This is a genomic window from Streptococcus parasanguinis (assembly GCF_964238605.1).
In the GTDB taxonomy this organism is placed as follows: Bacteria; Bacillota; Bacilli; order Lactobacillales; family Streptococcaceae; genus Streptococcus; species Streptococcus parasanguinis_AJ.
In genome coordinates this window covers 57,470-72,316 of sequence record NZ_CAXSMM010000001.1, presented here as the reverse complement: position 1 = coordinate 72,316, position 14,847 = coordinate 57,470, and the positions used below count along the sequence as shown (strand labels likewise).

At 42.6% G+C, this 14,847-nt stretch carries 11 protein-coding genes and 3 tRNA genes; 2 read left to right on the top strand and 12 right to left on the bottom strand.

From position 1 onward, the window contains the following. Positions 1-12 precede the first annotated feature (12 nt). The 3 genes from ACESR9_RS00375 to gyrA all read right to left on the bottom strand — a co-directional run bounded on the left by ACESR9_RS00375 (position 13) and on the right by gyrA (position 3,674). A complete protein-coding gene (locus tag ACESR9_RS00375; protein WP_049474901.1) occupies positions 13-291 on the bottom strand; it encodes a hypothetical protein in 279 nt (92 codons plus the stop codon). 169 nt (positions 292-460) lie between these two features. Further along, on the bottom strand, positions 461-1,204 hold the full coding sequence (locus ACESR9_RS00370) for a class A sortase (RefSeq protein WP_014713268.1): 744 nt from the start codon (positions 1,202-1,204) through the stop codon (positions 461-463). A 13-nt stretch (positions 1,205-1,217) separates the two neighbouring features. After that, positions 1,218-3,674, bottom strand: a complete 2,457-nt coding sequence (gene gyrA, locus ACESR9_RS00365; protein WP_373104865.1) for a DNA gyrase subunit A — start codon at positions 3,672-3,674, stop codon at positions 1,218-1,220. A gap of 198 nt (positions 3,675-3,872) precedes the next feature. Here gyrA and ACESR9_RS00360 point away from each other — a divergent pair, with 198 nt between their 5' ends. Beyond that, positions 3,873-4,859, top strand: coding sequence for an L-lactate dehydrogenase (locus ACESR9_RS00360; protein ID WP_003014794.1), 987 nt, complete (start codon positions 3,873-3,875; stop codon positions 4,857-4,859). Between the two features lie 93 nt (positions 4,860-4,952). Here the strand turns inward: ACESR9_RS00360 and ACESR9_RS00355 are convergent. The 9 genes from ACESR9_RS00355 to parE form a co-directional block, all read right to left on the bottom strand. Continuing rightward, positions 4,953-5,024 (bottom strand) — tRNA-Arg (locus ACESR9_RS00355). A 231-nt stretch (positions 5,025-5,255) separates the two neighbouring features. After that, positions 5,256-6,455, bottom strand: coding sequence for a 30S ribosomal protein S1 (rpsA, locus tag ACESR9_RS00350; protein WP_003011990.1), 1,200 nt, complete (start codon positions 6,453-6,455; stop codon positions 5,256-5,258). A gap of 168 nt (positions 6,456-6,623) precedes the next feature. Beyond that, a tRNA-Gln gene (locus ACESR9_RS00345) sits at positions 6,624-6,695 on the bottom strand. Positions 6,696-6,744: 49 nt separating this feature from the next. Then, a tRNA-Tyr gene (locus tag ACESR9_RS00340) sits at positions 6,745-6,825 on the bottom strand. A gap of 52 nt (positions 6,826-6,877) precedes the next feature. Beyond that, positions 6,878-7,108 carry a DUF2969 domain-containing protein gene (locus ACESR9_RS00335; protein WP_003003589.1) on the bottom strand — a complete coding sequence of 77 codons (231 nt, stop codon included), beginning with the start codon at positions 7,106-7,108 and terminating at the stop codon, positions 6,878-6,880. A gap of 236 nt (positions 7,109-7,344) precedes the next feature. Beyond that, positions 7,345-8,367 carry a branched-chain amino acid aminotransferase gene (locus ACESR9_RS00330; RefSeq protein WP_155199562.1) on the bottom strand — a complete coding sequence of 341 codons (1,023 nt, stop codon included), beginning with the start codon at positions 8,365-8,367 and terminating at the stop codon, positions 7,345-7,347. Between the two features lie 175 nt (positions 8,368-8,542). Then, positions 8,543-10,996, bottom strand: a complete 2,454-nt coding sequence (parC, locus tag ACESR9_RS00325; RefSeq protein WP_042766161.1) for a DNA topoisomerase IV subunit A — start codon at positions 10,994-10,996, stop codon at positions 8,543-8,545. Between the two features lie 174 nt (positions 10,997-11,170). Further along, the gene (locus ACESR9_RS00320; RefSeq protein ID WP_373104863.1) at positions 11,171-11,989 is read right to left on the bottom strand and encodes an aminoglycoside 6-adenylyltransferase; all 819 of its coding nucleotides are present in this window, start codon (positions 11,987-11,989) and stop codon (positions 11,171-11,173) included. A 56-nt stretch (positions 11,990-12,045) separates the two neighbouring features. Then, positions 12,046-13,995, bottom strand: a complete 1,950-nt coding sequence (parE, locus tag ACESR9_RS00315; protein ID WP_003007156.1) for a DNA topoisomerase IV subunit B — start codon at positions 13,993-13,995, stop codon at positions 12,046-12,048. Between the two features lie 187 nt (positions 13,996-14,182). On the opposite strand from parE, the gene plsY reads away from it, so the two are divergent. Then, the gene (gene plsY, locus ACESR9_RS00310) at positions 14,183-14,827 is read left to right on the top strand and encodes a glycerol-3-phosphate 1-O-acyltransferase PlsY (protein ID WP_031576989.1); all 645 of its coding nucleotides are present in this window, start codon (positions 14,183-14,185) and stop codon (positions 14,825-14,827) included. The last annotated feature ends 20 nt before the right edge of the window (positions 14,828-14,847 follow it).

Here is a 14,847-nt window from a genome sequence, read left to right as displayed (position 1 = left end):
GACGACCTTGCATTATTTACAGGCAATTTCTTCCTTCAAATCATCTAACACTAAGACTTCATCTTTATTAAAGCGGATCTGGTAACCTGTTTGAACTTGTTCAAGCTCTTTTAAAAACTGTTGAATTTCACAGCGAATCAAGTACTCCTGGCTCTGAGGAATGGCCTCTAAAGCTTGGTAGACCTGCTCTACTTCATAGATTCCTTTCGTAATTAAACCATTTCGTGGAAAATCGTTTACTAAGAGATTATAGAAATGATGCAAGAGATGGTAAATTCGCTCTTTTGTCACTATTCTACCTCCTTATCATACTCTTTCCCCTTTATTATATACTGATTTTCCCTTAATATTATGACAAGTTCCTTACATTATATTACCAATCTCTTACAATTTTACAAGAATTTCTCCTAGCTTCCTACATAGAAAAAGCCCAGACATTTCTGTCTCGGGCTTTATTTTCTTAAAGTTGCATTTGATTATAAGACTTGCTGAATGAATCCAGGATGTCTTTTGGAGCCTTGTCATAGTCAACAGAAGTTTCCAAATTCCCTTTTACAATCGTACGGTAAGTCGCTGCAGCATCCTCACAGGTCACCAAGGTGATCTCATTGACGCCTTCACGATCTTGAATCACATCTACACGGTCTGGAGTCACTGTCTCAACAGACGAGATGACATAAGTATAGATTTTTTCTTTGTCCGTGATGTAGATCTTCATTCCTGCCTTGGCTTTCTCTAACGGTGAGAATAACATGGCATTTGCTCCAGTTAGGCCAAATACATGGTGACTAGCTAGAGAATAATTGCCTTGCCCCATGACTTGGTTTTCCTTCATGGTCCCTGCTCCGTAGTAGAGGGCTACATTTTCAAGCCCCTTAAAGATCGGAAGGTTCATGTTTAATTCAGGAATCGAAATCCCCCCAATTACTGGTAGCTTTTGAGCTTGCCATTGGGCATTGATGACGGCTTCCGTCGAGAGTGACTGGACATGTTGGAAATCAAAGCTCGTCTTCACTTCTTTATTCTTATCAATGGTTTTTTTATCGACCTTACTAACCTGATATTGGTTGGTATGCCAAACCATAATCATGTTTCGGATCGGAGCATTGAAAATCAAGAGAAGCGAGAGAATAATCAAAAGTGTTGCAACGATGTTGATAAGAGTATTGCGTAAACTCTTTTTCTTTTTTCTTTTGCGTGACATGCTGTCCCCTTATCTATTCGTTTTCTTCCACTACTTCTTCATCTTTTTCATCAGGCTGGACAGTTGTAAAGGTCACAATTTTCGCATCCTGATCCAGTCTCATGACTTTCACACCCTGAGTTGAACGACCCGTTTGAGAAATGTTAGCCACACCTGTGCGGATCATGACTCCTGTATCGGTAATGATCATCAGATCTTCATCCCCTTTAACGGTTAAAAGACCCGCTAAGGAACCATTTTTCTCTGTAATATTGGCTGTCTTGATTCCTTTACCGCCACGGCCTTTGGTTGGGTATTCGCCAGCCATTGTCCGCTTACCATACCCTTTTTCAGTGATGATCAATACTTCATCTTGATCCGTAACGACGCTAGCCCCAACAACCTTGTCTCCTTCACGGAGATTCACACCACGTACACCTGTGGCAGAACGTCCCATATTCCGGACTACAGCCTCATTAAAGCGGACAGAATAACCATACTTGGTACCGATAATAACGTCAGCATTGCCATCTGTAAGGAAGACATTGATCAATTCATCCTCATCACGTAGATTCAGAGCTTTGAGACCGTTCTGACGAATATTCGAAAATTCAGCTACATTGGTCCGCTTGACTAAACCTTGTCGCGTCGTAAAGAAGAGATAAGCTTCGTCACTGCGGTCTTGCTCCACATTGATAATGGTTTGAATCGATTCACCTTCGTCCAATTTTAAGAGGTTGACGATTGGTAATCCTTTAGCTGTCCGGCCATATTCTGGAATCTCATAACCTTTCAGACGATAGACACGCCCCTTATTGGTAAAGAAGAGCAAGTGATCATGAGTGCTCGTAGAGACCAGTTCACGGACAAAGTCATCATCTTTGACACCAGTTCCCTGAACACCACGTCCACCACGTTTTTGAGCCGTAAATTCCGCTTGATCCAAACGTTTGATGTAGCCTTTGTTAGAAAGGGTGATCAAGACATCTGTTTCTTCAATCAAGTCCTCATCTTCAAGAGAAAGGACTTCTCCGATCATCAACTCAGTTCGACGAGCATCGCCAAACTTGCGTTTGACTTCTTCCAGTTCTTCCTTGATGATGGTAGCCACACGTTCTGGTTTAGCTAAAATATCAGCCAAATCAGCAATCAGGGCAACCAAATCATCGTATTCACTTTGGATCTTGTCTCGTTCCAAACCAGTCAAACGACGAAGACGCATGTCCAAAATGGCTTGACTTTGACGTTCAGAGAGCTTGAATTTAGCCATCAATTCAGCTTGTGCTTCAGCGTCTGTCTGGCTATTGCGGATGATCCGGATCACTTCATCGATGTGATCCAAGGCAATGAGCAAGCCTTCTAAAATATGGGCACGAGCTTCAGCTTTTTCTTTATCAAAGATGGTCCGGCGAGTCACCACTTCTGTTTGGTGCTCGATATAAGCACCTAAAATTTGACGAAGAGAAAGGATCTTTGGAACACCGTTTTGAATCGCCAACATATTGAAGCCAAAGTTGGTTTGCATTTGCGTCATCTTAAAGAGGTTGTTCAAAATGACATTAGCCGAAGCATCCCTACGGACCTCGATCACAAATCGAACCCCTTCACGGTTAGACTCATCACGTACAGCTGTAATCCCTTCAATCCGTTTTTCTTGCACCAAGCGAACGATATGTTCGTGAACCTTGGTTTTGTTGACCATATAAGGGAACTCGGTAACGACAATCCGTTCACGACCACTCTTAGTCACTTCAATCTCTGTACGAGAGCGAAGGACGATCGATCCTTTTCCTGTTTCATAGGCCTTATGAATACCTGATTTCCCCATGACCAAGGCTCCGGTTGGAAAATCTGGACCAGGAAGAACTTCCATGAGTTCACGGGTCGTTACCTCAGGATTGTCCATCATCAGCTTCACTGCGTCAATGGTTTCTCCCAAATTGTGAGGAGGAATATTGGTTGCCATCCCAACGGCAATCCCAGTAGCACCATTGACGAGAAGGTTAGGGAAACGTGCAGGTAGGACCAAAGGTTCGCGCTCACTGGCATCATAGTTATCAGCGAAATCAACTGTATTTTTATTGATATCCCGCAACATTTCAAGAGCGATCTTACTCATACGAGCTTCGGTATACCGTTGTGCAGCAGCTCCATCACCGTCCATGGAACCAAAGTTTCCATGACCGTCCACTAACATGTAGCGATAACTCCACCATTGCGCCATCCGAACCATGGCTTCATAAATAGAGGAATCTCCGTGTGGGTGGTATTTACCCATAACATCCCCTGTGATACGGGCTGACTTCTTATGTGGTTTATCTGGTGTAACACCCAATTCATTCATTCCGTACAAAATACGACGGTGAACAGGTTTCAAACCATCACGAACATCAGGGAGGGCACGAGCAACGATAACACTCATGGCATAATCGATAAAACTCGTCTTCATTTCTGATGTTAAATTCACATCAATTAGATTCTTATCCTGCATTCAAAAAATGCCTCTCTTTACTTAATTCACCATACTATTATAACACATTTTAGCCTATTTTTCTTCTAAGGAGTACAAATGTAAAAACGTTTACATCAAGGATTCATACTGTATCAGATGACAAAGACTTTCAAAAGTGGTAGAATGAAGACGTATGAGAATCTATCTCAAAAAAATATGAAGGAGACGTTTAGACTCATGAATTTGACTAAACAACACAAAAAAGTTATCCTTGTCGGTGACGGTGCCGTAGGTTCATCTTATGCATTTGCACTTGTCAACCAAGGAATTGCACAAGAGCTTGGAATTATCGAAATTCCTCAATTGCACGAAAAAGCTGTTGGAGATGCGCTTGACCTTAGCCACGCCCTTGCCTTCACTTCACCTAAGAAGATCTATGCGGCTGAGTACGCTGACTGTGCAGACGCTGACCTTGTTGTAATTACTGCAGGTGCTCCTCAAAAACCAGGTGAAACACGCCTTGACCTTGTTGGTAAAAACCTTGCGATCAACAAATCAATCGTTACAGAAGTTGTGAAATCTGGATTTAACGGTATCTTCCTTGTAGCTGCTAACCCAGTTGACGTATTGACATACTCTACATGGAAATTCTCTGGATTCCCTAAAGAACGTGTTATCGGATCAGGTACTTCTCTTGACTCAGCTCGTTTCCGTCAAGCTTTGGCTGAAAAATTGGATGTGGACGCTCGTTCAGTACACGCCTACATCATGGGTGAACACGGTGACTCAGAATTCGCAGTATGGTCACACGCTAACATCGCTGGTGTAAACCTTGAAGAATTCCTTAAAGATACTCAAAACGTTCAAGAAACTGAATTGATTGAATTGTTTGAAGGCGTTCGTGACGCTGCTTACACTATCATCAACAAAAAAGGTGCTACATACTACGGTATCGCTGTTGCCCTTGCTCGTATCACTAAAGCAATCCTTGATGATGAAAATGCAGTACTTCCACTTTCTGTATTCCAAGAAGGTCAATATGGTGTTAGCAACGTCTTTATCGGTCAACCTGCCATCGTAGGTGCACACGGTATTGTACGTCCAGTGAACATCCCATTGAACGATGCAGAACAACAAAAAATGAAAGCTTCTGCTGATGAATTGCAAGCAATCATTGATGAAGCATGGAAAAACCCTGAATTCCAAGAAGCATCTATCAACTAATTCAATTAGAAAAGACTCTCAAATTTGAGAGTCTTTTTTTGAGCTATGAACATAAGATAAAAAGGCTGAGAGACTTCTCAACCTTTTCTTCTTTCCACCCTGAGGGAATCGAACCCCCATCTCAAGAACCGGAATCTTACGTGATATCCATTACACTAAGGGTGGCAACTGTTATAGTATATCAAATTCTCAAGGATTTTACAAGTAAAAAAGAGAGTGGGACAGAAATCGGTAATTCGTTAGAATTCGATTTCGTCGTCCCACCTCCGCACAGTTGAGTAGGGCTGTAAAAGCTGATGAAATCAGCGTAGTAGAGCCCACTCAACCACTTCGTCTTGCTCAACAATCCAAAAATAATTGAGAGGCTAGGACTTTTGTCCCAGCCTCTGTTTAATATTACAATTCGATATCGCCAAACAAGTCAGCCATTGAGAATCCAGTTTGAGTTTCTGGAAGATCAAAGTCGCGTTTTTCTTGTTTTGGACGACGTGGGCGAGATTGACGTTTTTCTTGTTTTTCGCCTTCTTCTTGAGCTGGACGTTCTTCAAGAGCTTTGATAGAAAGTGATACACGTTCATCTGCAGCATTTACTTCAAGAACTTTAACAGTTACTTCTTGTCCAACTTTAAGAACATCTTTTGGATTTTCAACACGTTTGTGTGAAATTTGTGAGATGTGTACAAGACCATCGATACCTGGCAATACTTCAACGAATGCACCGAAGTCAGTCAAACGTTTAACAGTTCCTTCGATAACATCACCAGCAGCCAATTTTTGTTCAACGCCATCCCAAGGTCCAGGTGTTGTAGCTTTCAATGAAAGTGATACACGACCTTCTTCTTCGTTCAAGTCAAGAACTTTCACTTGGATTTCTTCACCAACAGTTACAACTGATTTAGGTGATACGTTGCGTTCGTGTGACAATTCTGTCAAGTGAACCAATCCATCAACACCACCAAGGTCGATGAAGGCACCGAAGCTTGTAATACGTGCAACTTTACCAGTTACGACATCACCAACGTTCAATTTACCAAATACTTCTGCGCGTGCTGCAGCTGATTCAGCTTCAACAACTTCACGACGTGAAAGGATAAAGCGGTTTTCTTTTGGATCTACTTCTTTGATTTTAGCATCAAATTCTTGACCTACGAAACGTTCAGTGTTACGTACAAAACGAGTATCAAGCATTGAAGCTGGAATAAATCCACGAAGTCCTTCAAATTCTACTGAAAGTCCGCCCTTAACAGCGCGAGTTCCTTTAACAGTAACAACTTCTTCTTCACGTCCAACCAATTTGTCCCATGCTTTGCGAGCTTCCAAACGTTTTTTAGATACAAGGTAAGTTACTGTATCAGTATCTTTACCAACTACTTGACGAAGAACAAGCAATTCAAGTGTTTCACCTGGTTTTACCAAGTCGTTGATGTCAGCATCACGATCGTTTGTCAATTCGCGAAGAGTCAAGACACCTTCGACACCAGTTCCAGAGATTGCAACGTTAGCTTGGTTCGCGTCAACTGTCAATACTTCAGCAGTAACAACGTCACCTGGTTCAACTTGGCTAACACTGTTTAGCAAATCTTCAAATTCATTCATCTAAAAAATCCTCCAACAATCAAGTTTTCTAAAACTTGACATACTTATAATTATTTTTCCTAAGCAAGCACTCGCAATGAGATCAACTACAATCTTTAACGACTCATCCTATAAAGAAATAAAATACCTGGATAGATATTTTATCACTTATCTGATATTACCTAAGAACTGGGGTAGCTGGATTCGAACCAACGCATGAGGGAGTCAAAGTCCCTTGCCTTACCGCTTGGCTATACCCCAAAAAGAGCGCTGACATTAGTCACTTTATCATCGTCACAATGAACGCTAATGGAGAGAGAGGGATTCGAACCCCCGAACCCGAAGGAGCGGATTTACAGTCCGCCGCGTTTAGCCTCTTCGCTATCTCTCCATATAAATCAACAGGATCTATTATACCATTGATTTATTATGATTGCAAGCCCTTATTTATTCAAATTATAATTTTCTATCAAAATTTCAACGGCTTTTTCAAGTTTTTTGTAAAGAGAATCCACATTTCCATTTTTGATAATGGCAAATTGACCAGCCATGTCTGCAATTTCACCAATCGTTTTCTTTCCAATGGACAAAGTGAAACCATCAAAAGTGTCTTTTCCGACGGTTACTTTACTATCAACGATTTGAATCTCAATTTTCTTATCTTTTTTACTCATTTCAACCCTCTTTTCACTTTTTCTATTTTACAAAAATTCTCTTGATGACGCAAGAGAAAAGGGAGTGGGTCAGAAAGAATTTAGTTAGAAATTCCTTCTTTCTCCCACCCCCGAAAAGGTCATTCGGCACTCTTCTATTCCTAAAAGCGAATGAAGAGAAACATTAGCTACTGCGTTTTTTCGTTAAGACTCCTTCTCATTGAAGTCTGGACACTTTGGTCTCAGACGCTTTCGGTTTAATCGACTTTGAAAATCCATCCTTCTGGTGCTTCGACATCACCAAATTGGATACCGGTCAACTCGTCATAAAGCTTCCGTGTGACAGGACCTACTTCTGTTTCAGAATAGAAGACATGGAAGTCATCCCCATGTTGAACGCCTCCGATCGGAGAGATGACAGCAGCGGTACCACAAGCTCCTGCTTCTACAAAGCGATCCAAGTCATTGATAAAGACATCCCCTTCAATTGGTGTCATACCAAGACGGTGTTCTGCCAAGTAAAGCAAAGAGTACTTGGTGATAGATGGCAAAATAGACGGACTCAATGGTGTCACAAATTCGTTATTAGCAGTGATACCAAAGAAGTTTGCAGAACCAACTTCTTCAATCTTGGTGTGAGTCGCTGGATCGAGATAAATCACGTCAGAGAAGTTACGATCATGCGCAATCTTACCTGGCAACATACTTGCTGCATAGTTCCCACCAACTTTTGCAGCCCCTGTACCATGTGGTGCAGCACGGTCATACTCATCTTGAATCAAGAAGTTCGTTGGGACCAAACCACCTTTAAAGTAGTTACCGACAGGCATTGCAAAGATGGTAAAGATATACTCATCTGCAGGTTTTACGCCAATAATATCTCCAACACCGATCAAAAGAGGACGAAGGTAAAGGGTAGCTCCTGTACCATACGGTGGTACATACTCTTCATTTGCTTTTACAACTGCCTTACAAGCATCCACAAACATATCCGTTGGAACTTGAGGCATCAGCAACCGATCAGCCGTGCGTTGCAAGCGTTTAGCATTTTCATCTGGACGGAACAATTGGACGCTTCCATCTTTTGTACGGTAGGCTTTCAACCCTTCAAAGGCTTGCTGACCGTAATGCAAACTTGGAGAAGATTCGGACAAATGCAAAGTCGCATCTTCTGTCAATTCCCCTTTTTCCCAAGCTCCATTGCGATAATGTGCCAAATAGCGATAGGGTAATTTCATATATGAAAAGCCAAGGTTTTCCCAATCAAGTGATACTGTCATGATAGTGCTCCTTTTTATTCTTTCTATTCCTTGTCGATCTGATGCAGGTCGATTCAGTTTCTCAATCTATGTACACTATTGTACACCATTTCATGAGAATTTCAAGCGAAATTTTCAATTTTCAGAAAATTTATTTTTAAAGAAAGTCAGTCCTAGAATGGACCGACGCTTTCTTTTATTTGATGGTAGCTGAAAAAACTTCTTGATCCGAAATAGTATCGTTAACAAAGGATCCATTGCTTGTTCTTTCAGAAATGCTTAATTGTGTTAAATCAACTTCTGTTACCTGACCTGTTGTAGAAGTGATCTGAAGAATTTGATCTTGTTCTGCCACTTCTTCTTGGCTCGTAAAGAGATCAAAATCTCCCTGGTCAGTGAAGACTGGACCTGCCTTGAAGACACGGTGTGGTTTATTTTTCAACTCACGCAAAACCTGTAGTCCCCGTTTAGCCCGACTGGTCACAGGAATATCGTCTTGTAACATCCGTTTGAGACTGCCTCGTTGAGTCAAAATGTACATGCTTGGAGTTGTCGACTTAAAGGCGGCAGCAACTTGATCTCCGTCTTTGAGGTTAATGGCTTTGACCCCTGCTGCTTTGGCTCCTACGACAGGGACCTCTTCAATATTGAAGCGCAACCCGTACCCATTTTTAGTAATGATCATGATGTCCTCAAGGACAACTGGCGCAACTGCTACAATACGGTCATCTTGGTCTTTTAGCTTAGCGTACTTGGTCGATTTAGAACGATAAGTCCTCCATGGGCTCAATTCTTTGCGTTCAAAACGCTTGATTTGTCCTTGTTGAGTTGCTGCAAAGTAGGTTACTCCCTCAAACTGATCTACAATCTCCGCAAAGAGAATTTCTTCCTCTTGCTCGAAATTGGTCAAGGTCTGACTGAGGTGCTCGCCGATATCCTTCCACTTGGTATCTGTCAATTCGTGAATTGGTCGATAAATGGCATTCCCCAAGTTGGTAAAGAGTAAGAGGTGCTGAGTGGTCTTAGCAGGCTCTACAAAAATCAACTCGTCATCGTCTCGCTTACCGACTTCTTCCAGTGTTGAGGCATTGAAAGAACGAGGCGAGGTTCGTTTGATATATCCAGCACGGGTTACGCTGACGAAGGTTTCCTCTTCAACAATGAGACTGGCTGTATCAATCTCGATCGTTTTAGCAGTGTCTTGCAACTCACTGCGACGCGGATTACCAAAGAGCTTCTTGACTTCACGCAACTCTTTCTTCATAAGATTAAACATGGTCCGTTCATCCCCAATGATGGCTGCCAAGGTTGCGATTTGCTCCTTGAGACTGGCATGCTCTTCTTCCAAGGTCACGATATCGGTATTGGTCAAACGATACAATTGCAAAGTGACAATAGCTTCTGCTTGTTCTTCCGTGAAATCGTAGCTGACCTTGAGGTTTTCTTTAGCATCTGCCTTATTATCAGAAGCACGGATCAAGGCAATCACTTCATCAAGGATTGAAATGACGCGAATCAAGCCTTCTACGATATGGAGACGCCGTTCGGCCTTTTCCTTATCAAAGCGCGAGCGAGCGACAATGATATCCCGACGGTGAGCAATGTAGCTAGAGAGAATCGGTACAATCCCCACTTGACGAGGGGTATAATTGTCAATCGCCACCATATTGAAGTTGTAGTTGACCTGCAAATCTGTGTACTTAAACAAGTAGTTCAAGATCAAGTCTGCATTGGCATCTTTTTTGAGCTCAATGGCAATACGAAGACCATCTCGGTCAGACTCATCCCGAACCTCAGCGATACCTGCAACCTTGTTGTTGACACGAACATCATCGATCTTCTTGACCAAGACAGCCTTGTTGATCTCATAAGGGATCTCGGTAACAACGATTTGCTGCTTACCACCTTTGAGCTGCTCGATCTCTGTCTTAGAGCGGACAACCACCCGACCCTTACCAGTTTCATAGGCTTTCTTAATCTCATCCCGGCCTTGGATAATGGCACCCGTTGGGAAATCAGGTCCAGGTAAAAACTCCATGAGCTTGTCTACCTTGGCAGATGGATGGTCGATCATGTAGACCACGGCATCGATGACTTCAGCAAGGTTGTGTGGCGGAATATCTGTCGCGTAACCAGCTGAAATCCCTGTAGCTCCATTGACCAAGAGGTTTGGAAAGGCTGCCGGCAAAACAGTTGGCTCTTTTTCTGTATCGTCAAAGTTCCAGGCAAATGGTACTGTGTTCTTTTCGATATCTTGCAAAAGATAACCCGCAATTTCAGACAAGCGTGCTTCGGTATAACGCATGGCTGCCGGTGGATCACCGTCCATGGAACCATTGTTTCCGTGCATTTCGACTAGAATCTCACGATTTTTCCAGTCCTGAGACATGCGGACCATGGCATCATAGATAGAACTGTCCCCGTGAGGGTGGAAATTCCCCATGATATTTCCGACAGACTTGGCAGACTTGCGGTAGCCTTTGTCATGGGTATTGCCATCCTTATTCATAGAATAAAGGATCCGCCGTTGTACAGGTTTCAAGCCATCCCGAATATCAGGAAGAGCCCGCTCTTGAATAATGTATTTGGAGTAGCGACCAAAGCGCTCCCCCATGATGTCCTCCAGGGACATATTTTGAATATTAGACATAAGATACAAAGCCCTTAAAAATACAAAGTGAAAATAAGAAATTTATCTTTTTCACACAGCACTCAGGGCGTGTTCAACTCCTTTCAAAGAATGTTGAGTAGTCTTTTATATATAGAGGAATTCAGTTACACCAAGTAACCAAAGGATCCTATCTGTAGTTTAAAATAGATTAAATTAATGATTAGAAAGTTTCTCTTTAGCATAAGAAATCATTTTCTCAGCTACTTCCTTATCGTAAGTAAATCCCATCTTTTGGGCCAGAATTTGAGCTTCTCGATCGAATCCCTTCATGGAGGAAAATAAGGATTGACTGATCTTCTCTAAACTAGATAGATCTAGCAAAGCTGAGAACTCCTGCTCCTTCTCAGCAGGCAAATAGTGAAAGAGATACTTGTAGTTCTTTCCGATATCAACTACTCCCCTATCGCTTGTCACCTGCCAAGCTAAGACCTTGAGGAGTTCTTGCTGACAAATGCCATAGAGGTGGTCGGTCGCATAGATAAGCTGATTTCTTCGAATGGCCTTTACGATATAAGCCGATACCCACCAAAATTCATTGCAGGATGCTGCAAATTCCTCTTCAGTAGGCGGAGCTGTCCAATAGCGCTTGGAATTAGGCTGATAGGCTTCAAACAAGCCTTTGTCGTCTTTTATAACTTCAAAATTTGCTTCGCTGTCCACCCACTCTTGGATAGACTCCTTGGGGCAGAGGGTCAAATCGATACGGTTGCCGTCTTCAAACAGCATGAGATACAGACGACGGTGTCCAAGGACATTGTGCTGTTCAATCAGACGCATTCCAAACTGGTCTAGCCAAGATAAATCAGATAACAAGTCGTTCAGATTTTCAACTATATAGACCACATCATAATCTTGAAACTCGTCTTTGGGTGCCCGAGGATTCGTTCGTGATCCGGATAAGGCAATTGCCTCTACTTCTAGAGTATCAGCTATTTGCAAAATCAGATTCATCATTTCTGTATCAGTTCTCATGTCGATTCCTTACCATTTCTACATCCCAGCTTATTTAATTTATAAGTAGAAAGTGATTAAAATACCGTATTTTCTTCCAGGGTAAACTTAACGTTATCTTCAATCCATTGACGACGTGGTGCAGCCTTATCTCCCATAAGGACAGAGACACGGCGTTCTGCACGCGCCAAGTCATCAATGGTGACACGGATCAGGGTACGAGTTTCTGGATTCATGGTAGTTTCCCAAAGCTGATCCGCATTCATTTCTCCCAACCCTTTGTAACGTTGAAGGGTTGCTCCACGGCCAAAGGTCCGACGCAACTCTTCTAATTCGCTATCTGTCCAAGCATAGGCTACTTCTTCTTTCTTGCCTTTACCTTTCGACATCTTATAAAGAGGAGGAAGGGCAATGTAGACATGCCCTGCTTCTACCAAAGGGCGCATATAGCGATAGAAGAAAGTTAGGAGCAAGGTTTGAATGTGGGCACCATCCGTATCCGCATCGGTCATGATAATGATCTTATCGTAGTTAGCATCTTCCACTGAGAAATCTGCCCCAACTCCAGCACCAATGGTGTAGATCATGGTGTTGATCTCCTCGTTTTTGAGGATATCACTCATATTGGCCTTCTCAGTATTAAGAACCTTCCCACGAAGTGGAAGAATGGCTTGGAACTTCCGGTCCCGTCCTTGTTTGGCAGAACCGCCGGCTGAGTCTCCTTCGACCAGATAGAGTTCGTTTTTCTTAGGATTTTTAGACTGGGCTGGTGTCAATTTACCAGATAAAAGTCCTTTGTCTTTCTTGCTCTTCTTGCCATTTCGGCTTTCATCCCGCGCTTTACGAGCGGCTTCACGTGCATCCCGGGCTTTAATAGCCTTACGAATGAGATTAGAAGCCAACTCCCCATTTTCCATGAGGAAGAAGGTCAATTTATCAGAAACAATGCTATCGACGACTGGACGAGCCAAGGGACTTCCTAATTTGTCTTTTGTTTGTCCTTCAAACTGCAAATGAGCTTCTGGAACCAGGATAGAGAGAACAGCCGACAAACCTTCGCGGTAGTCTGATCCTTCCAGATTCTTGTCTTTTTCTTTGAGAAGGCCTGTCTTTCTTGCATAGTCGTTCATAGCCTTAGTAATGGCTGTCTTCAGACCTGTCTCGTGGGTTCCCCCATCTTTGGTGCGGACATTATTAACGAAGGACAAGATATTATCTGAGTAGCCATCATTGTATTGCATGGCCACTTCTACCTGAAAACCATCTGATTCGCCACTAAAGTAAAGAACAGGTGTCAAAGTTTCCTTGTCTTCGTTCAAGTACTCTACGAAATCTTGGACACCATTTTCATAATGAAAGGCCACATGGTTGTCTTCTTCCTTACGAAGATCGGTCAGCGTCAGCGTCACGTCCTTCAGCAAGAAGGCTGATTCTTTGATTCGCTCAGCAATGGTATTAAATTTGAAATCCGTCGTTGAAAAGATGGTTGGATCTGGCATGAAGGTGACCTTGGTCCCTGTCTTAGACTTGGGAGCAGAGCCGATCTTTTCGAGGGTTGTAACTGGTTTTCCACCATCTTCAAAACGTTGCTTGTAGACAGCTCCATCACGAGTAATTTCTACCTCTAGCCAGCTAGAAAGGGCATTGACGACAGAAGATCCCACTCCGTGAAGACCTCCAGATGTCTTATAGCCTCCTTGACCAAACTTCCCTCCGGCGTGGAGGACTGTAAAGATCACCTCAACGGTTGGTTTACCCATAGCATGCATCCCGGTCGGCATCCCACGTCCCTGGTCTTCTACCGATAGCGAACCATCTTTATTAATCGTTACATCGATTTGTGATCCAAAGCCAGACAAGGCTTCATCGACCGCATTATCCACGATCTCCCAGACCATGTGATGCAAGCCATTTCCGTCGGTCGATCCGATATACATCCCTGGACGTTTACGGACTGCATCCAACCCTTCTAGTACCTGAATGGCATCGTCATTATAATTATTAATATTGATTTCCTTTTTTGCCACAAGGAACCTCCTGTTTGTTCATCTTTTCTATATTACAGTTTTTTAGGAAATTTTGCAAAATTTTTTCTCTTTATATGGAGATTTCTATATCTCAGTAAAAAAAGCTGGCTGGACACTTTCTTCAGATGTCACACTTGAACTCCAGAAATTGCTTTTTCTATCGTTGGCTTTTTGATATAATGAGAGTATGATAAAAGAAATAAGTGTTTTAATTTTAGCCTATCTGTTAGGCTCTATTCCTTCGGGATTATGGATTGGGAAAATCTTTTTCCATATAAATTTACGGGAACATGGCTCGGGCAATACTGGAACGACCAATACCTTTCGGATTTTAGGGAAGAAAGCTGGGATCATTGTCTTTGCGATTGATTTCTTGAAAGGAACTTTGGCCGTTCTCCTTCCGACTTTCTTTGGAATTCAGGGGATCTCGCCGATGGTCTTTGGTCTCTTAGCCGTTTTGGGGCACACTTTCCCAATTTTTGCTGGATTTAAGGGTGGAAAGGCAGTGGCGACGAGTGCTGGTGTCTTACTTGGTTTCTCGCCTATCCTGCTACTCATTTTAGCTGTTTATTTTGTAGCCAGCCTGTATTTAACCAGTATGATCTCATTTTCGAGTGTTACCGTTGCGCTACTCGCCATTCTTTCGGTCCTCCTTCTCCCTTTGACTGGATGGATCTTGCACAGCTATGATCCGCTTTTTACAATCATTGTCTTGGCACTAGCGACCTTGATCATTCTTCGTCACAAGGACAATATCCAACGGATCAAAGAGAAAAAAGAAAATCTCATCCCTTGGGGAAAGAATATCACCCATCAACAACCAAAAAACTAGAGCAAGCGCTCTAGTTTTTT